General features: G+C 64.9%; 16 protein-coding genes. 6 read left to right on the forward strand and 10 right to left on the reverse strand.

Annotated elements, in window-relative coordinates:
- Positions 1-24 precede the first annotated feature (24 nt).
- Positions 25-3,837: a YhdP family protein gene (locus tag JQ631_RS11315; protein ID WP_212326217.1), complete on the reverse strand. Its 3,813-nt coding sequence runs from the start codon at positions 3,835-3,837 to the stop codon at positions 25-27.
- Positions 3,838-4,032: 195 nt separating this feature from the next.
- Here JQ631_RS11315 and JQ631_RS11320 point away from each other — a divergent pair, with 195 nt between their 5' ends.
- Together JQ631_RS11320 and JQ631_RS11325 are read left to right on the forward strand one after the other, a co-directional pair.
- The gene (locus JQ631_RS11320; protein WP_212328570.1) at positions 4,033-4,734 is read left to right on the forward strand and encodes a peroxiredoxin; all 702 of its coding nucleotides are present in this window, start codon (positions 4,033-4,035) and stop codon (positions 4,732-4,734) included.
- 110 nt (positions 4,735-4,844) lie between these two features.
- On the forward strand, positions 4,845-6,200 hold the full coding sequence (locus tag JQ631_RS11325) for a M23 family metallopeptidase (protein ID WP_212326219.1): 1,356 nt from the start codon (positions 4,845-4,847) through the stop codon (positions 6,198-6,200).
- An 82-nt stretch (positions 6,201-6,282) separates the two neighbouring features.
- Here the strand turns inward: JQ631_RS11325 and JQ631_RS11330 are convergent, their stop codons facing one another.
- The 6 genes from JQ631_RS11330 to JQ631_RS11355 form a co-directional block, all read right to left on the reverse strand.
- Positions 6,283-7,518, reverse strand: coding sequence for an ABC transporter substrate-binding protein (locus tag JQ631_RS11330; protein ID WP_212326221.1), 1,236 nt, complete (start codon positions 7,516-7,518; stop codon positions 6,283-6,285).
- 106 nt (positions 7,519-7,624) lie between these two features.
- Positions 7,625-8,536, reverse strand: coding sequence for a DMT family transporter (locus tag JQ631_RS11335; protein ID WP_212326223.1), 912 nt, complete (start codon positions 8,534-8,536; stop codon positions 7,625-7,627).
- Between the two features lie 108 nt (positions 8,537-8,644).
- Positions 8,645-9,526, reverse strand: coding sequence for an NAD(P)-dependent oxidoreductase (locus JQ631_RS11340; protein WP_212326225.1), 882 nt, complete (start codon positions 9,524-9,526; stop codon positions 8,645-8,647).
- Between the two features lie 2 nt (positions 9,527-9,528).
- Positions 9,529-10,660 (reverse strand): peptide chain release factor 2 gene (gene prfB, locus JQ631_RS11345; RefSeq protein WP_212326228.1). Its coding sequence is split into 2 segments (ribosomal slippage): positions 9,529-10,590 and positions 10,592-10,660, totalling 1,131 coding nucleotides; the frame shifts between segments, so codons are not numbered across the junction.
- Between the two features lie 110 nt (positions 10,661-10,770).
- Complete coding sequence (locus tag JQ631_RS11350) at positions 10,771-13,281, reverse strand: penicillin-binding protein 1A (protein WP_212326230.1); 2,511 nt, start codon at positions 13,279-13,281, stop codon at positions 10,771-10,773.
- A gap of 230 nt (positions 13,282-13,511) precedes the next feature.
- Positions 13,512-14,810, reverse strand: coding sequence for an N-acetylmuramoyl-L-alanine amidase (locus tag JQ631_RS11355; protein ID WP_212326232.1), 1,299 nt, complete (start codon positions 14,808-14,810; stop codon positions 13,512-13,514).
- A 703-nt stretch (positions 14,811-15,513) separates the two neighbouring features.
- Here JQ631_RS11355 and JQ631_RS11360 point away from each other — a divergent pair.
- Positions 15,514-18,612 carry an Rne/Rng family ribonuclease gene (locus JQ631_RS11360; protein WP_212326234.1) on the forward strand — a complete coding sequence of 1,033 codons (3,099 nt, stop codon included), beginning with the start codon at positions 15,514-15,516 and terminating at the stop codon, positions 18,610-18,612.
- A 66-nt stretch (positions 18,613-18,678) separates the two neighbouring features.
- Positions 18,679-19,911, forward strand: coding sequence for an NAD(P)/FAD-dependent oxidoreductase (locus JQ631_RS11365; RefSeq protein WP_212326236.1), 1,233 nt, complete (start codon positions 18,679-18,681; stop codon positions 19,909-19,911).
- Between the two features lie 210 nt (positions 19,912-20,121).
- Here JQ631_RS11365 and JQ631_RS11370 read toward each other — a convergent pair whose 3' ends face one another.
- The 3 genes from JQ631_RS11370 to JQ631_RS11380 all read right to left on the reverse strand — a co-directional run bounded on the left by JQ631_RS11370 (position 20,122) and on the right by JQ631_RS11380 (position 23,377).
- Positions 20,122-21,456: a dicarboxylate/amino acid:cation symporter gene (locus JQ631_RS11370; protein WP_212326238.1), complete on the reverse strand. Its 1,335-nt coding sequence runs from the start codon at positions 21,454-21,456 to the stop codon at positions 20,122-20,124.
- Positions 21,457-21,540: 84 nt separating this feature from the next.
- Complete coding sequence (locus JQ631_RS11375) at positions 21,541-22,098, reverse strand: biotin transporter BioY (RefSeq protein ID WP_212328571.1); 558 nt, start codon at positions 22,096-22,098, stop codon at positions 21,541-21,543.
- 91 nt (positions 22,099-22,189) lie between these two features.
- Positions 22,190-23,377, reverse strand: a complete 1,188-nt coding sequence (locus JQ631_RS11380; protein ID WP_212326240.1) for a pyridoxal phosphate-dependent aminotransferase — start codon at positions 23,375-23,377, stop codon at positions 22,190-22,192.
- 176 nt (positions 23,378-23,553) lie between these two features.
- On the opposite strand from JQ631_RS11380, the gene JQ631_RS11385 reads away from it, so the two are divergent.
- Both JQ631_RS11385 and JQ631_RS11390 read left to right on the forward strand, forming a co-directional pair.
- Positions 23,554-24,951 carry a M48 family metalloprotease gene (locus JQ631_RS11385; RefSeq protein WP_212326242.1) on the forward strand — a complete coding sequence of 466 codons (1,398 nt, stop codon included), beginning with the start codon at positions 23,554-23,556 and terminating at the stop codon, positions 24,949-24,951.
- Between the two features lie 95 nt (positions 24,952-25,046).
- A complete protein-coding gene (locus JQ631_RS11390) occupies positions 25,047-25,814 on the forward strand; it encodes a DsbA family protein (protein ID WP_212326244.1) in 768 nt (255 codons plus the stop codon).
- Positions 25,815-25,839 lie beyond the last annotated feature (25 nt).

Consider the following 25,839-nt stretch of genomic DNA (forward strand, 5'->3'; position numbering starts at 1 on the left):
CATTCCCGGGCAAGGACGGCGCGGCTAACGCCGCGCGAGGCTGCAGCCGTTCGACAACGTCCTTGCCGATCCCGTCGAGCTGTCACCGGAATGCGACGACGGCAGTTCGTCGATCGGCGCGTTCTGCTGCTTGCCGGTGTTGAACTCGAAGATCTTGCGGAACAATCCCGGTGCCATCGCGGAAATCGGGTTCACGCGCATCGACGGCTTGTCCGGCGTACCGACCACCTCGTAGGTCACTCCGATCAAGCCCTCGTTGTTGCCGCCACCGAGGAAGATACCGAAAAGCGGAATCTGTCCGAAGATGTTGTTCACGCCGTACATCGGCACGAACGTGCCGCTCATGCACACCTGGTTGCCGGGATAGTCGATCGAACCTTCAATGGTGGCGCCGATCATCGGACCTTTCACCACGCCATCGCGGACTGTCAGCGCGCCGTTCTGCCGGGTGAATTCGGCGCGCAACGCGCTGAAGGACACCCCGGTCCCGGTCCCGTTGGGTGCGCCCGCAGCCACCCGATCGAGCTGCCCCTCTCCCTTCACGGTGAAATCGCGCACATTGATGAGGCCTTCCCTGGGCACCGAAGCATCCGCCGCGGGCGGCTCCATCGCCACCACCATCTGGCCACCGACGGCCTTGGTATAGGTGTCGGTGAACTTCAGCAGCGATCCGGCATCATTGGTCTGGAGATAGATCACCTCGCGGCTGCCTTGCGCCCGCCCGCCGCGCAGATCGGCCGCAACCGGGGTGTTCTGGCCGATCCTGCCGCTCAGCGAGAACGCCTTGATGGCCCCGCTCCGCTTCGACATCTTGGCGTCGACGCTGCGCATCGTCTCGCCGTTGAATCCGGCGACCGTGCCGAGCTTCACATCGATGTCGAAATCGACATTCTTCAGCTTGCTCTTGCTGTCGTCCTTGGAATTGCCTGAGATCGCCGACTTCAGGAAGCCGCGGCCGTCGAACACGTCGCCGCGCATGGTGCCCCTGATCACGCCGTCCTGACCTCGCTCCACCTTCAACGACGTCTTGTCGCCATCGGACGGCGCGTAGACCGGGAAATTCGCGTTCATGAGGTCGCCGTTCGGGTCGACTTCCAGCGACCCCTTGATCGAAGCGCCGCCGCCTTCGATCACGATGTCCTCGAGCCGCGTCGATTGTGCTGTCGGCACCACCTTGAACGTCGCCTTGCTCGATTTGCCCGGCAGCTTGACCCAGCCGGGAAGGATGTTGTCGAGCTTGACCGAGGTGAGGTCAGCCTCGATGCCGAGCTTCGTCGTCTGGTCGGGACCGCCGGCAATCTTGCCCGAGACCTTGATCGGCACTGATCCGCTGACCGCGGGGCTGAGGTCGAAGCCCAGCCGGGCCCGGCCGGCGTCGTCCAGCGTCGTCTGGAGCTTGACGTCGGCGTCGCCATCAGTCGCCTTGCGGTAGTCGAGCGAGGCCGCCTGCCCGTTGATCTTGACGTCGCCCTTGACCTGATAGCCCTGGTTGTTGGCGACGATCTTGAGATTGTTGGCCTCGAGCTTCTGGTTCATCACCAGCTTGTCGGCGGCAAAGCCGTTGAGATCGGCCGTGACGGCGTAGACGGTGTCCGCCTTGGTCAGTTCACCCTTGACCGGCAGAGCGAGCTGGATGTTCGCCGTGAACGTGCCCTTGCTGGTGTTGGGATCGACGACGGTCGACGACAGATCGCTGAGCCGATCATTCGACAGCATTTCGGCCGCCGCCGGCACCGGACCATCGACGCGGAAGCGCGTCCGCGACGGCGACGGCTTCGGCGCCATGTCGGGCACTTCGAAGGTGAAGTCGGAGATCGTGATCTTGCGGCCCGCGGGCGTGTCGGCAATGCCCTGGGCGATATTCACGGTGGCCGTGCGTCCGGTCACGTGCGCCTTGAGGTCGGCGTCGTGCACGACGGGCATGCCGTCCACGGGGCGAACCGTGACGCCGCTCGCCACGATATTGACCGACAGGCCGTCATCCGGAATCGGCGGTCCTTTGCGCGGAAGGTTGCGCGTCGGTGAGTTGACGCCGACCTCGATGCGCTGAAGCGTTCCGCGCTCGATCCGCTCGATCACCCATTGGCGCAACTCCGGCACCACCAGCGTCGGCCACATCCGCTTCAGCGCGGAGGCCGACATTGGCGTTCCCGCAAAGCCGAGCGTCAGGCGCGGCTCACCCGAATAGTCGATCGCGCCGGTGCCGGCGACACCGATCTCGCCGTTGCTGATGTCGGCCTGCGTCAGCAGCAGGCGCTTGTGGTCGGTGTCGAAGCGGAAGCCGATCGCGATGCGGTTGAAGACCAGCGGAGGCTCGTTGTCGATGCCGCCGAGCAGGATCGAACCGCCGCTGAAGCCGAGCTGCCAGTCGTTGGTGGTGCCGTTCGGCGGCTCCAGATGAGCCAGCAGCGTCATGCGATTGGCGCCCGACAGAATCTTGAACGGTGCGACCAGCACCCGCCGTCCCGCGTCCCACTCGACGTTGATCTCGGCCGAGTCGATCGCCATCGGATAGTCAGGCGTGTCGGTGTCGATGATGTTGCCCGCGCCGATCGTGACCTTGCCGCGGAAGAAGGTTGGCACGCCGTCACGGCCGAGTTCGCCCTTCATCTCGCCGGTCAGGGGCAGATCGGCCGTATAGGTCAGGTCCTTGACGCGCAGCGCCAGCAGGATGTTGGAGGTCGAGACCTTGTCTGCGCGGATATCGACCGAACGTACGCCGTTCTCTGTGGGCCCGATCGTGGCGCGCAGCGACCACGGATGCGCTCCCTCCTCGCCGAGGCTGAGGGCAACACCGCCATGGCTCGGCCGGCGCAGGCTGAGCGTGATGTTCTCGAACGTCCATTTGCTGCCGCGCTGCTGGTCGTCGACAATCAGATTGCCGTTCTTGAGACCGATCTCGTTGAGGTTCTGGCCGTCGAGGCCGGTCATGCTCAGGCTGTCGAGCCAGTCGAGGCCCTGAAGAATTCCGCTTTGCGCAGTGGCCTGCGGTGCGGCCGGAGTCGCATCCGGGGTTGCGGGCGCCATCCCGAAGGGCGGCGGCGGGACGCCGTTGCGCGGGAATGTCGGCGGCAGGCCCGCTTCCTTCTTGGACGCGACGCCGGTTGCGAGCGGCTTGGCGGTGTCGCCTGCGGAAACCGTCACGGTGCCGTCGGGCGCGATCCGGATCGCGAGTTCGGCATCGACGAGGTTGAGGCTTTCGGCGCGCAGATGCCCGGTGAGAAGTGCGACGCCCGACAGCCTGACCTCGGCCTTCGGAGCGCTGGCGACGATGGCGCGGTCATGATCGCGAACGATGATGTCGCGGATACGCACCGCAATCCTGATCCGCCCGGCACGCTCGATCTGGGTGCCGCCGACCTCCACGGTGTTGCCGTGGCCGATATTGTCCTCGATCGCGGCCGCGAGCCAGGGCGTTGCCATGTCGAGATTGATCGGGCCGGCGCCAAGCCGCCACCACAGGGCGCCAAAGCAGCCGACGAAGATGACGATCAGGGCTCCGAGGACGACTGAGATGCGGCGCAGCCAGCGGCCGCTCGGCAGTACCCGCCGGAATGCCGAGAAGCCGTCACCGACCCGGAAGCGCGAGCTGGAACGCGACAGCAGGCGGCGTGCGCGATGCCCCGCCTCCTCCTCCTGATCCTGATCCCAGTCGGCCTCGTCCCATTCCGGCTGCTCGTGACGGCCGCCGTGCCGATCGAGGTCCCTGATGTGATCCTGGGGCGACGTATTCCTTGCCATTGCCTCTCGATACAGGCGCCCGTCATAGGATTGAGCGCCGCCGGGACCGCAGCCGTCGACGGGAATCGACGCTCCCCGCCCCGGCACTGCCGCCATACCTCTGATGTTCCTGCTGTTCGTCATTTCGCCCCGGGAGCGCGTTCAACGAGCAGTGGGGTGGTGCGTGGAATTCCTTGTAACCATACTCCGTCGCCGCCAAAATTGCCCAGCCGAGGGCGCGAATCCGGCACACCGGACGAGAGCTGCAATACCGCTTTGGTTGACCCGCCGAAAGCGACGAAAGGAAGGCGTATGTCCAAGAAATCCCGAAAGAAATCGTCCAAAACGCCCTCCGGCAGTTCGACCGCCAAAAAGAAGTCCCTGAAAATACGGGCATCGAGTCAAACACGCAGCGCGAAAACACAACCGGCATCCGCCGGCAAATCCAGCAAGGCAGGCGCGAAGTCAGCATCGCACAAGGCCGCATCGAAACGGTTAAAATCTTCTGAAAAGGCCTCCAAGCCCGCCGCTGCGGCGGCCGGCGCCAAATCGACTCTGGCCGAGGGCCGGAAGGCCCCGGCGTTTCGCCTGCCGCGCGACGGCGGCCAAGTCGTCACATCGGCGGATTATTCCGGCAAGAAGCTCGTCTTGTTCTTCTATCCCCGGGCCGACACGCCGGGCTGCACCCGCGAGGCGATCGACTTCACCCGCCTCAAGGACGCCTTCACCTCTGCCGACACTGCCGTGCTCGGCATTTCGGCCGATCCGTTAAAGGCCCAGGAGAAGTTCCGCGACAAGCACAGCCTTGGCATTCCCCTGATCTCGGACGAGCAGCACGAGATGCTGGAGGCCTATGGCGCCTGGGGCGAAAAATCCATGTACGGCAGGACCTTCCTTGGGATTCTTCGCACCACGGTGCTGATCGGCGCCGACGGCAAAGTGGCCAGGATCTGGCGCAACGTCAGGGTCGATGGGCATGCCGACGAGGTGCTCGCCGCGGCAAGAGGTCTTTAACCAGCCCGTTAAAATCGAGCGTTCCCGTTTCCGGAAAATTAACCATGACAGGCCCAGATTGCCGCGGCAATTAGGCCGCAAGGAACGTTCCGACCGGCGCGGGAGTGCCGATGTCGAAAAGTTCTGCCCAATATTCGCAGTACCCCCAGCATCACCCCCACGACCACGGACGGGCCTATCATCGCCGTCCCGCCGCCGCAGCAGCAGCCGCTATTCCCCTTCCCGATACCGACGACGCCTACACCATCCAGCATCACGGCAAGCAGGTTCGCCTCGGCCCGGTGGTGTTCTGGATCGTGGTCGGCACCGTCGTCCTGCTCGGGCTGTGGTCGGCTGCGACCGCCACCTATTTCGCCTTCCGCGACGACGTCCTGACCCGGCTGATCGCCCGCCAGGCCGAGATGCAGTACGCCTATGAGGACCGCATCGCCGAGCTGCGCGCCAAGGTCGACCGCGCCACCAGCCGCCAGCTGCTCGACCAGGAACAGTTCGACCAGAAGCTCGACCAGATCATGAAGCGCCAGACGGCGCTGGAGTCCCGTGCCACGGCGCTCGGCGCCATGCCCGATGTCACGGGGTCGATTCCCCGCTCGACGCAGCAGCGCGGCGAGACGACGACGCAAGGCACGCCGAAACCGTCGCCAATCAGCGACACCGTGACCTTCGTGGCGCCGCCCGACCGCGAAGCGCGGCTCGAATCGCGCGCGCCTGCCGTGGTCGCCCCGCCGGCCAATCAATTCGCGAGGAACCAGGGCTTTGACAACGTTCTGGTCCGGCTGACGAACTCGCTTGATCAGGTTGAGCGTCGCCAGGTCGCGGCGCTCGGCGCCGTTGAGGAAGGCATGGATTCGCGCATGCGCCGGATGCGCGGCGTGGTCAGCGATCTCGGCCTGAACCTCGCCAGCCTTGAGGCCGCCGTACCGCGCGCGGCGATGGGCGGCCCGTTCGTGCCGGTGAAGCTCACCGCCAACGCGGGCCCGTTCGAGAAGCAGCTCTATCGCATCAACGTCACCCGCGCCGAGCTGGATCGGCTCAATCGCACGCTCGCGCAGGTGCCCTATCGCAAGCCCGTCGTCGGCGAGGTCGAGTTCACCTCGGGCTTCGGCGTTCGCAGCGATCCCTTCCTCGGCCGGCCCGCGATGCACACCGGTCTCGACTTCCGCGCCGCCACCGGCGATCCCGCACGCGTCACGGCCAACGGCAAGGTGGTCTCAGCCGGCTGGTCCGGCGGTTACGGCCGCATGGTCGAGGTCGATCACGGCAACGGCCTGTCGACGCGCTACGGCCATCTCTCCGAGATCAACGTCAAGGTCGGCGAGATCGTGAAGATCGGCCAGGTCATCGGCCTCGTCGGCTCGACCGGCCGCTCCACCGGTCCGCATCTGCACTATGAGACCCGCATCGACGGCGAAGCCGTCGACCCGCAGAAATTCCTGCGCGCCGGAGTGCGCCTCAGCGCGGGCTAGGCCCGCGTCCTGCGCGTGCAGCGTATTCGCCCCCTTACGCGGGCCCCCGGCGGCTCCGCCTCCGGGACCTCCAAAGCCGCCGCTACTGGCTGTGTTCGTGGCCGACCTCGCCGGTGATGACCTCGCCGAACGGCTGCCAGGACTGGCCGTTGAAACGCATCAGCTGCATCTGCTCGATCGGGAAGTAATCGTCAGGCGACGTGTTGACCATGATGCCGGGCATCATCAGGTCACTGTGAAAATTCTTCAGATTCGCCGCCTGCTTCATGACGTTGTCGCGCGTAAGATTGTCACCGCACTGCTTCAACACCTGCACCATCGCCTCGGCCTGCACATAGCCGTAGACATTGTTGGCATTGGTCTTGTCGCCATCGGGATAATATTTGTCCATGAAGTCGCGCCACTTCACCACCGCCGGATCCTTGTCCCAGGTCGGATCGGTCGGCTCCTTCAGATAGATCGTCGAGATGATGTCCTTGGAATATTCGAGGCCGGCGGGCTTGAGCACCGAGGCGACCGACGTTGCTGTATTGGCCAGGAAGAACTTCGGTTTCCAGCCGAGCTCGCCGACCTTCCGGATCGCCTGCGCCGAGCCCTTCGGCGCAGCCCATGAAAAGAAGATATCGGCGCCGGAATCATGCAAGGCGACGATCTGCGAGTCGATCGAGGGATCGCTGACCTCGTAGGATTTGTCGGCGATGATCATGCTGGCCTTGTCGCCGAGCCCGTCCTTCAGACCCTTGAACTGGTCCTTGCCGGCATCGTCGTTCTGCCAGAACACCGCGATCTTGCCGTTCGGAAAATTGTCGCGAATGTATTTTGCGTAGATCCGCCCCTCGCTCTGGTAGTTGGGCTGAAAGCCCATGGTCCACGGAAAGTTCTTGGGGTCACCGAACTTGGTGCCGCCGGAGGCAACGAACAGCTGCGGCACCTTCTTCGCGTTCATGTATTTCATGATCGCGGAATTCGAGGGTGTGCCGAGCGACTGGAAGATCAGCAGCACCTCGTCGCTCTCGACCAGCTTGCGTGCCTGCTCGATCGCCTTCGGCGGCGAATAGGCATCGTCATAGCTGACGAAGTTGATCTTGCGGCCGTTGATGCCGCCCTGATCGTTGATCATCTTGAAGAACGCGGCCTCGGTCTTGCCGATCACGCCATAGGACGACGCAGGGCCGCTATAGGGCATGATGTTGCCGATCTTGATTTCGGTGTCGCTGGCGCCGGGATCATATTTCTTCTGCGCAAAAGCCGGTGCCGTGAAGAGCACTCCGGCAGCAAGCATAGCGAGGGCAGCAAAGCCAATCCGACGACCCGGCATCGTTCTCTCCCCAATTTTGTAGTCTTGTTTTGTGGAGAGTGTCGCAAGGTGTCCTGCGGCTGGCAAGCGCTTCGATTTTCCGCGAGGTGAAACGACGTATCGGAACTTACCCGACGCGCTGCAGCATTCGCAGCGCCCGTCCGTCGATCACGATCAACGCGCCGCCGATGACGATCGCACCGGCGATCTCGCGCATGGAAATGGGCTCACCCAGCACCAGCCATCCCAGAAGGATCGCGGTGACAGGAATGAGGAGCGTCACCAGCATCACGTTCGTTGCGCCTGAGCGCCGCATGATCTGGAAGAACACGATGTAGGCGAGTGCCGTCGAGAGCGCGGCAAGGCCAAGCACGGCGAGCCAGGTGGTCAGCCCCGGCATCGGTAGCCGCCACGGCTGCTCTACCACAGCGGCGACGACCGCCATCATCGCCGTCGACGCCATTAGTTGAAACGTCGCTGTACCCAGCGGCGCCGAGTCCTTCAGCAGCCTCCGGGCGGCGAGCGCGGCAAAGCCATAGCTCAGCGCGCCACCGAGGCAGAGCAGGATGCCGAGCCCCTGCCCCGACAACGCATCGATCCCCCATCCCCGCAGAATGATCACGCCGGCGAGGCCAAGCACGACGCCAGCCACCCGCCGCGCCTGCAATGCCTCTTCGCCCGCAGCTGCCATCACCAACACCGTGAACAGCGGCGTCGTGGCGTTGAGGATCGACGCCAGTCCACTCGGGATGAAGGTCTGTCCGGCCACGATCAGCGAGAACGGAATGACGTTGTTGAGCAGCCCGATCACGAGGAACGGCTTCCAGCCCGCAACACCTCTCGGCAAACTGATCCCCTGCCGGCGCAGCAGCGGCAGCAGCATGGCAGCGCCAAGCGCGACGCGCAAAAACACGAGCGTCAGCGGCGGCAATTCCCGCAACGCCGCGCCGTTGAAGAAGAAGGAGCCGCCCCAGAGGATCGAGAGCAAAGCGAGCAGCGACCAGTCTCGCGCGTCGATCCTGATATCGTTCGGGGGCATGGGATCTCGCATCAGCAACTGATGCAGTCGCTAGTACGACGTGGCAGGCATTGCCACCCGATTTCCGAGACCGCGTTCCGATCGCGGCTGTCCGATGTCGAATTCCAGTTAAGACGGCTTCTTCGGCCGCGACACCAGCTCGATCATCTTGCCCTCATCGTCGTCGGGCATCGCGGCCTTCGCCTGCGCGTAGGACTCGACGGCGGCGCGCGAGACCAGCGGCTTGTCGGCCAGCAGGCTCTCGGCGAGTTTCACGGCGTAGGCGGCATCCTTGTGCCGCAGGGCCGCCGTGAACGTCGCGCCGCTGAAGTCGCGGGCGACCATGCGCTTGGAATGGCGTTGCACCTGCGGGCTCGCAGCCACGCTCGCCTGGATCGACTCCAGCACCAGCTTCATGTCGAGCCCGGCCTGCTCGGCAATTGCTAAGCCCTCGGCGAGGCCCGCGATCTGGATCGCGCCCATCAGATTGTTGATCAGCTTGTAGACCGTGCCGGAGCCGACCGCGCCGAAATGGCGGATGGTCGAACCGATGGGTTCGAGGAACGGTCGCGCACGCTCGAGGTCGGCGGGGTCGGCACCGGCAAGCAGCGTCAGCTTTCCGGCCGCGGCCGCATCCGGCAGTCCCGTTACCGGGCAATCGATATAGATCAATCCACGCGCATTGAGCTCGCGGCCCATCTCGCGCGCGTGGTCGTAGGAAACCGTGGAGCACTCAATCGCGATGCTGCCTGCTTTCGCTGTCTTGGCCGCGCCGTTGAGCCCGATCCAGACAGCGCGCGAAGCCTCGTCGTCGGCGACCATGGTCACTACGGCGTCGGCATCGATCGCGGCATCTTCAGGCGAGGTCGCCCACTTCGCGCCGCGCGCGATCAGGTCTTCAGCTTTTGACTTGCTGCGATTCCACAGCGTCACCGTAAAACCGGCACTGACATAGCGGCCGGCCATCCCATGGCCCATCCGCCCCAATCCGATGAAGGCGACGCGGGGCATGGTCAGTCCACGTCCTCGATGTCGGCGCCGGTGGTGCCGAAGGCGCGCTGCGCCAGGGTCGCGGCCATGAAGTCGTCGAGCTCGCCGTTGAGCACGCCCGAGGTATCGGAGGTCTGCACGCCGGTGCGCAGGTCCTTCACCATCTGGTAGGGCTGCAGCACGTAGGAGCGGATCTGGTGGCCCCAGCCGATATCGGTCTTGGCGGCCTGGTCGGCGGCGGCCTTCTCCTCACGCTTCTTCAGCTCGATCTCGTACAGGCGCGCGCGCAGCATGTCCCAGGCCTGGGCCCGGTTCTTGTGCTGGGAGCGGCCGGCCTGGCAGACCACCGCAACGCCCGTCGGAATATGCGTCAGGCGCACCGCGGATTCGGTCTTGTTGACGTGCTGACCGCCGGCGCCGCCCGACCGCATCGTGTCGGTACGAACGTCGGATTCCTTGATGTCGATCTTGATGCTGTCGTCGATGACGGGGAACACCTGCACGCTCGAGAACGAGGTGTGTCGCCGCGCATTGGAATCGAACGGCGAGATCCGCACCAGACGATGCACGCCAGCTTCGGTCTTCAGCCAGCCATAGGCATTATGCCCGGAGACCTGGATGGTCGCGGACTTGATGCCGGCCTCTTCGCCCTCGGACTCTTCAAGAAATTCGACCTTGAAGCCGTGCGTTTCGGCCCAGCGCGTGTACATGCGCAAGAGCATCTGCGCCCAGTCCTGGCTCTCGGTACCGCCGGCGCCGGCATGCACTTCGAGATAGGAATCGAAGCGGTCAGCCTCGCCCGACAGCAGCGCCTCGAGCTCGCGGCGCGCGACTTCCTTCTTGAGGTTCTTGAGTGCCGCTTCAGCCTCGGCCACGACGCCGGCATCGCCCTCGGCCTCGCCGAGTTCGATCATGCCGACATCGTCTTCGAGCTGCTGCTCGACCTTGCCGATGCCGGAGAGCGAGTCCTCGAGCGAGGTTCGCTCCTGCATCAGTTTCTGGGCTTTCTGGGGATCGTTCCAGAGGTTGGGATCTTCTGCGAGCTTGTTCAGCTCAGCGAGGCGCGCCGTCGATGTCTCGACGTCAAAGATGCCTCCTCAGCAGCCCGACTGACTGCTTGATCTCTTCTACCAACCGTTCGATTTCGGCGCGCATGTCGTTCTCTGGTCTCGCGGAATCCCGCGTGCAATTCAGATGGGGGATGTAGCGGCGGCGGCTGCAAAGCGCAACCGCCGGAACCGCCCTCGTCAGTCTTATCCGCTGGCCTAGTACAGCCCGCCGGTGCCCGACCGCATGAAGAAGCCTGAGTCCGGTGCCTGCGTCGGCGGCGGCGGAACGACGCCGCGTCCGTCGGCGTCGGCGACGCCGATGACAGAGTAATTGTCCGGCGGCGCGGTGCCCGGCTTGAAAGCTTCGAGGATGGTTCCACCGGTTTCGCCGGGGCCGGCGCGCATGCCGGTCTTGGAGACGACACGGATCAGCTTGATGCCGGCCGGCACCTTGAACGGAACGGCGGGCTTGTCGGCCAGCGCAAGCTTGAGGAAATCGCGTGCGATGGGCGCGGCCAGATGGCCGCCGGTCGCGGCGTTGCCTTTGCCGAGCGGACGCGGCTTGTCGTAGCCCATGTAGATGGCAACCGCGATGTCGGGCGAGAAGCCGACGAACCAGGCGTCCTTGGCCTCGTTGGTCGTACCGGTCTTGCCGGCGATCGGCTTGCCGACCTCCCTCACGACGGTTGCGGTACCGGCCTGGACCACGCCTTCCAACAGCTCGGTGATCTGATAGGCGGTCATGGAATCCAGCACCTGCTCGCGGCGGTCGATCAGCTGCGGCTCGGGCTGGTTCTTCCAGCCACCGGGCGCGTCGCAGCCGCGGCATTCGCGCTGGTCGTGCTTGAAGATGGTGTGGCCGTAACGGTCCTGGATGCGGTCGATCAGGGTCGGCTTCACGCGGCGGCCGCCATTTGCCAGCATCGAATAGGCCGTGACCATGCGCATCGCCGTCGTCTCGCCGGCGCCGAGCGCGTAGGAGAGATAGTTCGGCAATTCGTCATAGACGCCGAAGCGGCGCGCATATTCGCCGATCAGGGGCATGCCGATGTCCTGCGCGAGGCGCACCGTCACCGTGTTGAGTGACTGCCGCAGCGCGTTCCGCAGCGTCACCGGTCCCTGATATTTGTTCGCCGAGAAGTTTTCGGGCCGCCAGACGCCGGCGCCCTGGCCCTGGTCGATTTCGATCGGCGCGTCGAGCACCACGGTCGACGGTGTATAACCGTTGTCGAGCGCGGCCGAATAGACGATCGGCTTGAACGACGAGCCGGGCTGCCGGTAGGCCTGCGTGGCGCGGTTGAACTGGCTCTGGTCGAACGAGAAGCCGCCGACCATCGCGAGCACGCGACCGGTCCAGGGGTCCATCACCACCATCGCGCCCGACACTTCGGGAATCTGGCGCAGACGGTACTGGCCTTCGACTGGTTGCCCTTCCTTGGTGAAGAGCGGATCGGCATAGATCACGTCGCCGGGCTGCAGCACCTGCGCCACCGATGTCGGCGTCTTGCCCTTGGTGTTGCCCTGGGCCGCCTTCGCCCATTTGACGCCATCGAGCGTGACAAGCCCGGTCTCGCGTTGCTTGCTGACGGCGCCGCCGAGTTCGCGGTTCGGCTGGAAGCCGATGCGCGCGGACTGGTCGCTGGTCTCGAGCACCACCGCCATCCGCCACGGCGAGATGTCGGAGAGCGACTTGATCTCGGCGAGCTTCACGCCCCAATCGCCCGAAATATCGAGCTTGCTGATGGCGCCGCGATAGCCCTGCTGCTCGTCATAGTTCACGAGGCCGGCGACCATGGTCTTGCGCGCCATGACCTGAATCTTCGGATCGAGCGTGGTGCGGACCGAGAGGCCGCCCTCATAGAGCTTCTTCTCGCCATAGCGCTCGAAGATGTCGCGGCGGACTTCCTCGGCGAAATATTCGCCGGCAAAGGTGTGGGCGCCGTTGGAGCGGCTGGTGACGACCAGCGGCTCCTTGCGCGCCTTGTCGGCGTCGGCCTGCTTGATCCAGCCGTTCTCCTGGAGACGGTCGATCACGTAGTTGCGGCGCTCGATGGCGCGGTCGCGGTTACGCACGGGATGCAGCGTCGCCGGCATCTTCGGCAGCGCCGCGAGGTAAGCAGCTTCCGCCACGGTGAGTTCGTTCACCGACTTGTCGAAATAGACCAACGACGCGGCGGCGATGCCGTAAGCGCCGAGGCCGAGATAGATCTCGTTCAGATACAGCTCGAGGATCTTGTCCTTCGAATACGTCTTCTCGATACGCATCGCGAGCAAGGCTTCCTTGATCTTGCGCGCGAACGAGACTTCGTTGGTCAGAAGGAAGTTCTTGGCGACCTGCTGGGTAATGGTCGAGGCACCCTGCGGGCGGCGGTTGGAACCGTAATTCTGCAGGTACAGCAGGCCCGCGCGCGCCATGCCGGTGTAGTCGATGCCGCCATGCTCGTAGAAATTCTTGTCTTCGGCGGCGAGGAACGCGTTGATCACGAGCTTCGGCACCGCCTGGATCGGCAGGTACAGCCGCCGCTCCTTGGCGTATTCGCCGAGCAGCGAGCCGTCGACCGCATGCACGCGGGTCATGACCGGCGGCTCGTAATCCTGAAGCTGAGAGTAGTCGGGCAAGTCCTTGGAGAAATGCCAGATCAGGCCTGCCACGGCACCGACACCGACAAGGAACACCACCGTTCCCGCGGCGAACAGGAAGCCCATGAACCGCACAAGCAAGCGCATTATATGTTTATCCGTTCAATCCCAGGATCAGCCCAAGGCGCCCAAACAAGGCGCCCCAACGGCGCCGTCCTCACGTCGCGAATTCACCGGCCTACTCAATACCATCGATGCCGGACCGAAAGACGCTTGCCGAACGGGATTCTCGTCGATTCCGGAACCCCCTGCGCCGTTTTTATAAGGCGTCCGCTGTGGCCAAACTAGGGCTTAACAGCGGAACCCGCATGCGCTTCTCAATTGCTGGCCCCCGCCGTCGCCATCCGCTTCGCCAGGAACGTGTCGATTGCCTGGGCCATCGAGCCCACCGCACGCGACCGCCAGCCCTCGGAGATGAGGTGTTCAAGGTCGCCCTTGTTGGAGACGTAGCCGATTTCGACCAGCACCGCGGGCACGTCCGGGGCCTTCAGCACCCGGAATCCGGCCGACTTCAGAGGGTGCTTGTGCATCCGCACAGTCGACTTCATTTCCCCCATCAGCAAATGGGCAAAGCGGTTTGAAAAGGTGCGGGTTTCCCGCTGCGTGAGGTCGATCAGGATATCGGCGACGTCAGTCGGCTCTTCCGCCAGATTGAAGCCGGCAATGGCGTCGGCGCGGTTTTCGGCGTCCGCCAGACGCTGGGCCTCGGCGTCGGAGGCCTTGTCCGAGAGCGTGTAGATCGTAGCGCCCTGGGCGTCGCCCTCGGCCTTCGGCAGCGCATCGGCATGAATGGAGACGAACAGCGCGGCGTTCAGATTGCGGGCAACCTTGGGCCGGTCATTGAGCGGGATGAAGGTGTCGTCGTCCCGGGTCATCACCACCCGGTACTTGCCTGATTTCTCCAGCCGGTCGCGCAGCGCTAGGCCAAAGGCCAGCACCAGATTCTTCTCGCTCTCGCCGCTCGACTGGGTGCCGTTGTCGATCCCACCATGGCCGGGATCGATCACGACGACCGGCCGCCCGTCGGCCTGCACGCCCGACTTCGCGGACGCCGCGTCCGGCGCGGCAGGAACCGTCGTCGGCGGCGCGGCCGCGATCGACGGTCGCAGCTCGGAGCGATTCTCGGGGGCCGGCGTCTGCACGAAGGCCGCGCGATCGACCTCCTCCAGCTCGAGCACCAGCCGGGCCGGTTGGCCATTGGCCGCCTCGAGCACGTAGGAATTGGTGATCTTGGCGGGCCCGGTCAGGTCGAACACGATTCGGGAGCCGCCGGGCATCACCAGACCGTAGCGGAAGGCCTTGACCAGCCCTCGCCCGGCCCCGGTGCCCGGCGCCAGCTGAAAATTCACCTGGGGAACGTCGACCACCACCCGGTAGGGGTCGGCGAGCGTCGTGGCGCGGAAGGTGACGGTCTGATCGAGGTCGAGAATGAACCGGGTCTGCTTGCCGTCACCGGCGAGACGCGCCGCGGTGGCAATCGGAAAACCAGTTGTCACGACAGAGGGTTGCGACGGGCTTTCAGCCGCGCTCAGACCCGAAAAATCGGCGCACGGCAATGCCGCTGCACACAGCAGCGCCAATCCCAGCAAAACCCGTTGATTTGTGCGGCTCGCCACCGAATCCGTGCCTCCGAGCAGCCCTCTTTAACGCAATAGAACCACAGGGTTAATCGATCCTTAATGACGCAAACGCGAAACTCTCCGACTGTGACCGGCGTGCGACGCTCCTTGCACGGATGGTCCATTCCTCGTATGTACGGAATGCTGACGGCCAATAGTTTCCGGCTGTGTCGCAACAAGCCTCCCGGTGCAGCGCCGGAGCTCCCAAGGTTTGGGAATTCCAGCGTTTTTCTGTTCCCCTCAACGACCAGCGCGGTGCGCGGCAGCGAGGCGGAACAGGGCAAGCCCCGGCGGCGGACGGTTTCCGGTTACCTCACTGTTTCCGGGACAGTTTTGACAGCGACGCGGCCTGTTACCCGGCTCCTTAATCCCAAGGGGGCGGTTTGTGATCCAGGGCGAGCGCCCACGCGCCATGCCTGGCCAGCAGCAACTGATTAGGGGCGGCCCCGCCGTCCAATGTTTCATACGGGCCGACGCTTGATGCGCCAGACTGTGCCGACGAATCCTGAAGGACCTTTCGCGACGCTGCGGAGTGAAAATCCCGCGCGCCGCTTTGGTCCTGAAGCTTCCGACCCGGCAAGGCGCGAGAGACGGCGTTTCGGCCTTCCCCTCACCCCCGAATCAGGTGGACCGTCGCGTCACCCGGCAGCGCTCTTCGCGCCCACGGTCGATCGCGCCCGCCGCCGCCAAGAGTTAAGACATGCCCAACAAGATGTTGATCGATGCCACCCACCCGGAAGAGACCCGGGTCGTCGTGGTCCGCGGCAATCGCGTCGAAGAGTTTGACTTCGAGACCGCGCAACGCAAGCAACTGCGCGGGAATATCTACCTCGCCAAGGTCACCAGGGTCGAACCCTCGCTCCAGGCCGCCTTCGTTGAATATGGCGGCAACCGCCACGGCTTCCTCGCCTTCAGCGAAATCCATCCCGACTACTACCAGATCCCGGTCGCCGACCGGCAGGCGCTGATCGAGGCCGAGGAACAGGCCCATCGCGAAGCCGAGGAAGAGAGCGAGAACCGCTCCCACGGCCGCCGCCGCTCACGTCACCGCAATTCTCGCCGCCGCAGTCAGGGCGAGCGCGTCCGCAGCGACATCGTCGAGGGTCTCGACGCCGGCGCCGATCCGGCCGCCCAGCCGGTCGAGGGCCACCCCCTGCCCGAGGGCGTTGCGCATGAGGGCGAGCACCTGCACGCCGATGCCGAGCATCATGGCGAGCACCACGAGGGTCACGACCATGACCATCACGATCATGGACATGATGATCATGGGCACGACGATCATCATCACGCCGACGATGACGATCACCATCACGCTCATGATCATGACGACCATGGTCATGATCACGAGCACGATCATCACGAGCATGATCACGCCGACGAGGCGCCGGCGCCCGTCGCGGCGATCGGCGCCGAACCCGCTGTCGCAGCCGAAACCTTTGCCGAGCCTCAGGACGCTGTCGCCTCTGAAGCCCATGCCGAGGCTCTCGCCGAAGCCGTGACCTCAGCCGCCGAACCGGCCGATGCCGTTTACGCCGCTGGCGAAACGGCCGAGGCGCCGCATGGCGAGGCCGCGGAAGCTGCCGGTGACGACGACGAGGACGAAGAAGACGGCGAGGAAGCCGAAGAGGAAGTCGTCGAGTCCGTCGGCGGTGACGACGTGCTCGAGGAAGTGCCGGAGCGCAGCTTCCGCCCGCGCCGCCAGTACAAGATCCAGGAAGTCATCAAGCGCCGTCAGGTGATGCTGGTGCAGGTGGTCAAGGAAGAGCGTGGCAACAAGGGCGCGGCGCTCACGACCTATCTGTCGCTTGCCGGCCGCTATGCCGTGTTGATGCCGAACACCGCGCGCGGCGGCGGCATCAGCCGCAAGATCACCAGCGCGCAGGACCGTTCCCGCCTGAAGGAAGTGGTGCAGGATCTCGACGTGCCCGAGGGCATGGGCATCATCCTGCGCACCGCAGGTGCTGCCCGCACCAAGCCCGAGATCAAGCGCGACTTCGAATATTTGATCCGGATGTGGGAAACGGTGCGTGACCTGACGCTGAAGTCACAGGCCCCGACCCTCGTGTACGAGGAAGGTTCGCTGATCAAGCGCTCGCTGCGCGATCTCTACAACAAGGAGATCGACGAGATTCAGGTTGCCGGCGAATCCGGCTACCGCGAAGCGCGCGACTTCATGAAGATGCTGATGCCCGCCAATGTCAGCGCGGTGAGACAGTATCGAGACGGCCAGCCGCTGTTCTCGCGCATGGGCGTCGAGAGCCAATTGGACGCAATGTTCTCGCCGACGGTGCAGCTACGCTCCGGCGGCTACATCGTGATCAACCAGACCGAGGCGCTGGTCTCGATCGACGTCAACTCCGGTCGATCGACGCGCGAGCATCATATCGAGGACACCGCGCTCAAGACCAATCTGGAAGCGGCCGAAGAGGTCGCCCGCCAGCTTCGCCTGCGCGACCTCGCCGGCCTGATCGTCATCGACTTCATCGACATGGACGAGAAGCGCAACAACCGCGCGGTCGAGCGCAAGCTGTCCGATTGCCTCAGGCAGGACCGCGCGCGCATCCAGGTCGGCCGCATCTCGCATTTCGGCCTGCTCGAGATGTCGCGCCAGCGCATCCGCGCCAGCGTACTTGAATCCTCCACCGATCCCTGTCCGCATTGCGGCGGCACCGGCCATGTCCGCTCGGTGTCCTCGGTGGCGCTGCAGCTGCTGCGCGGCCTCGAAGAGATCCTGATGAAGGGCGCGACCCACAATCTCGTGGTCCGCACCCGCACCGACGTCGCGCTCTACGTGCTGAACCACAAGCGCGGTCATTTGCGCGATCTCGAAAACGGCTTCAAGGTCACGCTGTCCGTGATCGCCGATGCGAGCGTCAGCGGACCGCAGGCTTATCTCATCGACCGCGGCGAGCAGGTGCATACGCTCGAAGCCGCCAAGGCTCTCCTGGTGGCACAGGCGGCCGCAACCCCGCCGCCGCTGCCCGAAGAGGCCTTTGACGACGAGGAGTTCGATTCCGAACTGGAATCCGAGGTCGAGACCGAGGAGACCGAAGGGCTCACCGAGGAACAGGCCGCAGGCGAGGCTTCGCCCGAGCAGGACGGCCAGCGCGGCCGCAAGCGCCGCCGCCGTCGGCGTGGCCGCGGTGGTCCGCGCGAAGGCGAGGCGCGCGAGGATGGCGCTCCCGTTTCTCCCGAAGGCGTTGCCGCGGTCGCCAGCGAAGGCGAAGAGGACGCCGAGGCCGAACAGGACGGCGAGGAAGGCGAGGAACAGGCCGCCCGTGGCGAGCAGCAGGGCAACGGCGACCGCCGCCGCCGGCGTGGTCGGCGCGGTGGGCGTCGTCGGCGCGGAGGCGCCGAGGAAGGTCTCGTCGGCTCCATCGGCGACGAGCTCGCGGGCAATGCGCAGTCGGAAGCAACCGATGCCGTGGCCGATTTCGACAACTCCGGCAGCGTGACGGCGCCGTCGATTGCGCAATCGGAGCACATCACTCCGGTTGAGCCGCCGACACCTCAGCCTGAGCTTCAGTTCCAGGCACCCATTGAAACGCCGGTCCAGCCCGCGCCGGCTGCTGCCGTCGCGGAGGAAGAGCCCGCCGACGACAAGGCGTCGCGACGGCGCTCCACCGTCCGCGAGAAGGTGAGCTTCGCATCGAGCAGCCCGAGCGAACCGGCGATCGCGGCAGCGCCGGAGCCGGTTGCTCCGCCTGCGCCTGAACCAGCGCCGGAAGCAAGCGAGGAGACGCCGGCCGCACCACGTCGCGCCGGCTGGTGGTCACGCCGTTTCGGCGGCGGCGAGTAGAACGAACAAGGCAGTTGAAACCGCCCGGCCAAACCGGGCGGTTTTGATTTGGCGAGGTCAGTATCGATGCAAAGCGCAATCATTCTCGGCGGTGGCATGGTGGGCGTCGGTGCCGCCCTGCATCTGAGGCAGCGCGGCTGGACCGTCACGCTGGTCGACCGCAGGGAGCCGGGCCGCGAGACCAGCTACGGCAATGCCGGGATGATCCAGGCGGAGGCGGTGCGGCCCTATCCGATGCCGCGCGATCTCGCATCGCTCCTGAACATCGCGACCGGCCGCACCAACGACGTGCGCTACAGCCTGTCCTCGCTGCATCGCCATGTCGAGCCGCTGCTGCGCTACTGGTGGCACTCGGCGCCGAAGCGGCATCGCGAAGCGATCGCGGCCTGGGCGCGCCTGATCGCCTATGCGACACCCGAGCACGACGTCCTCATTCGTGAGGCCCATGCCGACAATCTGATCCGCCGCGCCGGCTACCGCGTGCTGCACCGTGACGCCGCATCGTTCGACCAGGCGATCAAGACGGCGGAGGACGACCGCCGCGAGTTCGGTGTGAATTTTCGCGTGCTCTCCGGCAGCGAACTGACCAAGGCCGAGCCGATCCTGCGCGACGACCTTCCCGGCGCGATCCACTGGCTCGACACCTGGACCGTGTCCGATCCGGGCGCACTCGTCACCGCCTACGCCAACCTGTTCGAGCGCCTGGGCGGCACCATCGTGCTCGGCGATGCGCAGTCGCTCCAGCAGACACCAACCGGATGGTCGGTCGACACTGACAATGGCCGCATCGATGCGGCCAACGCCGTCGTGACGCTCGGGCCATGGTCGCCGGACCTGTTGCACAAATTCGGCTACCGGATTCCGCTGGTGCGCAAGCGCGGCTATCACATGCATTACAGCGGCGGCGCCTCGCTCGATCTGCCGCTGGTCGACAAGGGCAGCGGCTACGCCATGGGACCGATGGCCAAGGGCATCCGCATCACCACCGGCGCGGAGCTGACGGGGCCGGATGCGCTGGCAACGCCGGTGCAGCTCGCAAGTGCCGAAGCCTCCGCGCGCGAGCTGATCGATCTCGGCAAGCGCGCCGAGCCGGAGCCGTGGTTCGGCACCCGCCCCTGCACGCCCGACATGGTACCCGTGCTCGGACGCGCCCCACGCCACCCCGGACTCTGGATGAACTTTGGCCACGGCCACCAGGGCTTTACGCTCGGCCCCGCCACCGGACGCCTGCTCGCGGAGATGATGAACGGCGAGACGCCGTCAATCGATCCGACGCCTTATCGGCCGGAGCGGTTCTAGCTCTCTGCTTTCGCGGCCAGCGCCGCGAGCGCGGCCGTCAGCCGCATTCTGCTCAGATGATCGGCAACGCCTCGGCGTGCCGTGGTCTCGAAATCGCCCGATGAAGCCGAGAGCATTTCGGCTGGGAGCCGAAAGAAAAGGGCTGATCGAGGATCCCGACCAGCCCTATTCCTTCAAGACCTGACGGCGCACCGCGCCGTTGGATCCGCATCAGTCCGTCGTGACGGCAGTTTCCATGTCAGTCGGATCGATCTGCTGGTTCAGCCGCGCGGTGAGCTTGTCGCGATCGAGCTCGCCCTCCCACCAGGCGACGATCACGCAGGCCACGCCGTTGCCGCAGAGATTGGTCAGCGCGCGGCACTCGCTCATGAACTTGTCGATGCCGAGCACGATCGCCATGCCCGGCACAAGCCGCGGATCGACCACGGCCAGCGTCGCCGCCAGCGTGATGAAGCCCGCACCGGTGATGCCGGAAGCGCCCTTCGAGGTCAGCATCGCCACGACCAGGATCGTGAGCTGCTGGCCGAAGGTGAGATCGAAACCGAGCGCTTGCGCGATGAAGAGCGTCGCGAGCGTCATGTAGATATTGGTGCCGTCCAGATTGAAAGAATAACCCGTGGGCACCACCAGGCCGACCACCGATTTGGAGCAGCCGAGACGTTCGAGCTTCTCCATCAAGGACGGCAGTGCGCTCTCGGAGGACGAGGTGCCGAGCACGATCAGCAGTTCGTCCTTGATGTAGGCCAGGAACTTGAAGATCGAGAAGCCGGCGAGCCGCGCGATGGTGCCGAGCACGACGAAGACGAACAGCGCGGCGGTGAGGTAGAAGGTCGCGATCAGGCCCATCAGATTGAGGATCGCGCCGGTCCCGAACTTGCCGATGGTGAAAGCCATCGCGCCGAAGGCGCCGAGCGGCGCCGCGCGCATCACGATGGAGATGACGCCGAACACCGCATGCGCAGCGTCGTCGATGAAGCTGCGGATCACGTGGCCACGCTCGCCGAGCCCCATGATGGCGAAGCCGAACAGCACCGAGAACAACAGCACCTGAAGAATCTCGCCCTGCGCGAAGGCGCCGACCACGGTGTCCGGAATGATGTGCAGGATGAAATCGACGCTCTTCTGACCCTCGGCCTGCTTGGCGTAATTGGCAACGGCCTGCGCGTTGGCGGCGGCACTGCCGAAGCCTGCGCCCGGCTTCACGACGTTGCCGATGATGAGACCGATGACGAGCGCGAAGGTGGAGACGATCTCGAAATAGAGCAGCGCCTTGACGCCGATGCGTCCGACCTTCTTGGCATCCTGGATGTGGGCGATGCCGGAGACCACGGTGCAGAAGATGATCGGAGCGATCACCATCTTGATCAGCTTGATGAAGCCGTCGCCGAGTGCCTTGATCCAGTCGTTGGTGGCGACTGATGGCCAGAGCCAACCGACGATCGCGCCGAGCACGATGGCAATCAGCACCTGAACGTAGAGAACCTTATACCACGGCTTGGCCGTAACAGGTGCGACCGGCGCGCCAGCCATCGTTGTCGTTGTCATTGTTTCACTCCCCCTCAAAAGCTCAGAGCCAGCCAAGATCAACTTGGCCGGCCCTGTCAATTAGAACATTCCGTGTGGTGGAATCTAACCCCGGCGATCGACGATCCGCCGTACCGCCGGCATCAACGCAGCCCCGAGCGCGTTCTTGATCACCGAAGCCGCAATGAACGGCGCAACACCGACCAGCCACGCCTTGTCCGCGCCAAGGCCGATGCCGTAGGCCAGCCAGCCGAAGCCGACGATGAAGATGACGACATGGGCGACTGCCATCGCCGCAAACAGCAGCAGGACGTTGCGATCCCAGCCGCGCTCGGCGAGCCAGCCGGTGATGAAGGCAGCTGCCACGAAGCCGTAGAGATAACCGGCGGTCGGTCCGAGCAGTGGTGCAATTCCACCGACCGGCCCGGCGAACACCGGCAGCCCCATCGCGCCCTCGGCGAGATAGGCAATCATGGTTGCGCTGCCAAGACGCCAGCCGAAGGCCGCGCCGATCATCAGCACGACCAGGGTCTGCAACGTCATTGGCACGTAAGGCAGCGGCAAATTCACTTTGGCCGACAGCGCCATCAGCGCGGAGCCGAGCGCGATCAGCACGACGGCGCGCAAGGCGCCGACGGTCTCGCCCGGTCGGGTCGGCCACATCACTGCGGCAAGAGGGGAATACGACGTGGCGGCGGACTGGACGGTTCGGTCAGACAAGATGCACTCCGGAAGGCTGCTCGAAAACTGGCGGCTATTTAAGCCAGTGAGCGATCCGGTCAACTGCCTCCCGCATCTCGGCGGCCGAACGTGCATAGGATAACCGGATGAACGAGCGACCGTGGATCGGATCAAAATCGACGCCGGGAGTTGCCGCAACGTGGGCTTTCTCCAGCATCTGCTTGGCGAAATCCAGACTGTCGGAGGTGAAATCCGAGACGTCGGCATAGAGATAAAACGCGCCGTCCGCCGGCAGGAACTTGCTGAGTCCCGCCTTCGGCAAGCCCTCGATCAGAATGCGCCGGTTTTCCTGATAGCCGTGCTTGATTTCCTCCATCTCGGCCGCGCCGTCGAAGGCCGCCTCTGCCGCGATCTGCGACAGCGACGGCACCGAGATCGAAAGATTCTGCTGGAGCCGCTCGATCGGGCGCACGAGCACGTCGGGCACGACCATCCAGCCGACGCGCCAGCCCGTCATGCAAAAATACTTCGAGAACGAGTTGATCACGAGCGCGTGCTCCGACAGTGACGCCGCCGTCACCGCCGGAAACGCATAATCGAGCCCGTGATAGATCTCGTCGGAGATGAAGCGGATGCCGGCGTTCTCGGACGCCGCGATCAGGCCGGCCAGCGCATCCCGGGACATCATCGTTCCCGTCGGGTTGGCGGGGCTGCCGACCAGCACACCCTTGAGCGGCGCCTTGCGATGAGCGGCGAGCAGTGCCTCGCCGGTCAGCGCGTGGCGCGTATCGTTGGTGGTCTCGATCAGCACCGGCTCGCAGCCGAGCGCGGTGAGGATATGACGATACGGCGGATAGCCCGGCACCGTCACGGCGACGCGATCGCCAGGCTCGAACATCGACAGGAACGCCAGGATGAAGCCGCCGGAAGAGCCCGTGGTCACCACGATCCTGTCAGGGCTGACGTCACAGCCATAGGCGTCGCGATAATGCCGCGCGATGCGCTCGCGCAAAGACGGGATGCCGAGCGCCGACGTATAGTCGATCCGCCCCGCTTCGAGCGCCGCATGGGCAGCCGCGATCGCCGTCCTCGGCGCCCCCGCCGCGGGCTGGCCGACCTCCATGTGAATGACGTGACCGCCGGCCGCCTCGATTCGGGCCGCCGCGGCCATCACGTCCATCACCATGAACGGGGGAACATCACTGCGGCGGGAGGGCTCGAGCCACTGCCCCGCCCGGTTCCTCAATGTCGCATCGTGCATCGATTTCTGCTATTTCGCTGGCCGACCGGTCCGTCCGGTCCGGAAAACAGGGCGCTTGCGCCCCAGACTAGCCGCATTATGCGGCTCATAAGGGCATATCGCGTATCCGGTCCGCCGCCAATCGCCAAAACCAAGCACAAAACTGCATTCAAAGCCCGTTTGACCCAGACCGTTTGATGTTGCTCCAGATCTCATTGCGCAAGAAGGCCTCAGCCCTTACCGCCCTCGTCACCGCGGCAGCGATCGCGCTACTGCCGATCCCGGCGACGCATGCGCAGCAGGGCAAAGGGCCGCCGATCCTGCGCGACACCGAAACCGAGCAGCTGCTCCGCGAATATACCCGCCCAATCCTGCGCGTTGCCGGTCTGGAGAAGCAGAACATCCAGATGGTGATCATCAACGACGGCCAGTTCAACGCGTTTGTCGCCGACGGCCGTCGCATCTTCGTCAATTACGGCGCGATCCTTCAGTCGGAGACGCCGAACCAGCTGATCGGCGTGCTCGCGCACGAAACCGGCCATCTGGCCGGCGGCCATCTGTCCAAGCTGCGCGAGCAGCTCGCCAGTGCCCAGACCCAGATGATCATCGCCATGCTGCTCGGCGCAGGTGCCCTCGCCGCAGGCGCCAGCCGCGGCAGCAGCAATAACGGCCTTGCCAATGCCGGCGCGGCTGCGATCGCGGGGCCGCAGGAGATGATCCGGCGTTCGCTGCTGTCCTATCAGCGCCAGCAGGAAGAGAACGCCGACCGCGCCGGCGTGAAATTCCTGACCGCGACCCAGCAGTCGCCGAAGGGCATGTACGAGACCTTCAAGCGCTTCACCAGCGAGAGCCTGTTCGCGGCGCGCGGCGCCGATCCCTATCTCCAGTCGCACCCGATGCCTGCCGAGCGCGTTGCAGCGCTCCAGGAATTTGCCAGCACCAGCCCGTATTGGGACAAGAAGGACGATCCCGCGCTGCAGCTTCGCCATGACATGGTGCGCGCCAAGATCTCCGCCTTCATGGAGCGGCCCGAGACGGTGTACCGCCGCTATCCGCTGACCAATGACAGCATGCCGGCGCGCTATGCCCGCGCCATCAGCACCTATCTGCACGGCGATTTGCGCAGCGCGCTGACCCAGATCGACGCACTGATCGCGGTGCAGCCGAACAACCCGTATTTTTACGAGGTCCGCGGCCAGGCCTTGCTCGAAAGCGGCAAGCCGGCCGACGCGATCGCCCCCCTGCGCAAGGCTGTCGCACTCTCCAACAATGCGCCCCTCATCGAGATGTTACTTGGGCAAGCTCTGGTTGGAACCGATAATAAGGCCTACACGGACGACGCCATCAAGATTCTCCGTGCCGCGGTGGCGCGTGAGCCCGAGGCGCCGATCGGCTACACCCAGCTCGCGATGGCCTATGGCCGGAAGGGAGACTATGCCGAGGCGGATCTTGCCTCCGCCCAGGCCGCGTATTTGCGCGGCGACAACAAGACCGCCCGCGAGCTCGCCACGCGCGCGAAAACCCGTTTCGCCGTCGGCACGCCCGGATGGGTCAAGGCCGACGACATCGTGGCGTCGAAACCGCCGCGCAACTAGACCGATACCTGAACTGCCACTTTGACGTCACGACACCGCGATTAAGTCCGCCGGGACGTTTGTTAGAAACCTGCTCTGGATAAGAGGATTTGCCAATGCCTTCGTTGCGCCTGCTTGCTCCCGCGCTGTTTGCGCTCGCCATCTTCGGCGCAACGGGACCGGCTTCGGCCGACAGCTTCTCGGATGCCCAACGCACAGACATCGAGGCGATCATCAAGAACTACCTCGTCAGCCACCCTGAGGTGCTCGAAGAGGCCATGACCGAGCTCACCAAGCGCCAGGCCGCGGCCGAGACCGAGAAGCACGAAGCCAGCATCGCGCAGAACAAGGATGCGATCTTCAACTCGCCGCGTCAGGTCGTGCTCGGCAACAAGGACGGCGACGTCACCTTCGTCGAGTTCTTCGATTACAATTGCGGCTACTGCAAGCGCGCGATGAGCGACATGCTCGATTTGATGAAGTCCGATCCCAAGCTGAAGGTCGTGCTCAAGGAGTTTCCGGTGCTGAGCCAGGGTTCGGTGGAGGCCGCGCAGGTCGCGGTCGCCGTGCGCATGCAGGATCCCTCCGGCAAGAAATATCTCGATTTCCACCAGAAGCTGCTGGGCGGTCGCGGCGCCGCCGACAAGGCGCGCGCGATGCAGGCGGCAAAGGACGCCGGCCTCGACACCGCCAGGATCGAGAAGGACATCGCCAGCCCCGAGGTGCGCGCCACCATCGAGGAGAACTTCAAGCTCGCCGAAGCGATGGGCATGAACGGCACGCCGAGCTACGTGATCGGCAAGCAGATCGTGGTCGGCGCCGTCGGCCTCGACGGCCTCAAGGAAAAGATCGGCGTTGCCCGCTGCGGCAAAGCGACCTGCTGAGAAAGGGCGCTTGCCGATCCGACGT

It is taken from the genome of Bradyrhizobium manausense (genome assembly GCF_018131105.1).
Classification (GTDB): domain Bacteria; phylum Pseudomonadota; class Alphaproteobacteria; order Rhizobiales; family Xanthobacteraceae; genus Bradyrhizobium; species Bradyrhizobium manausense_B.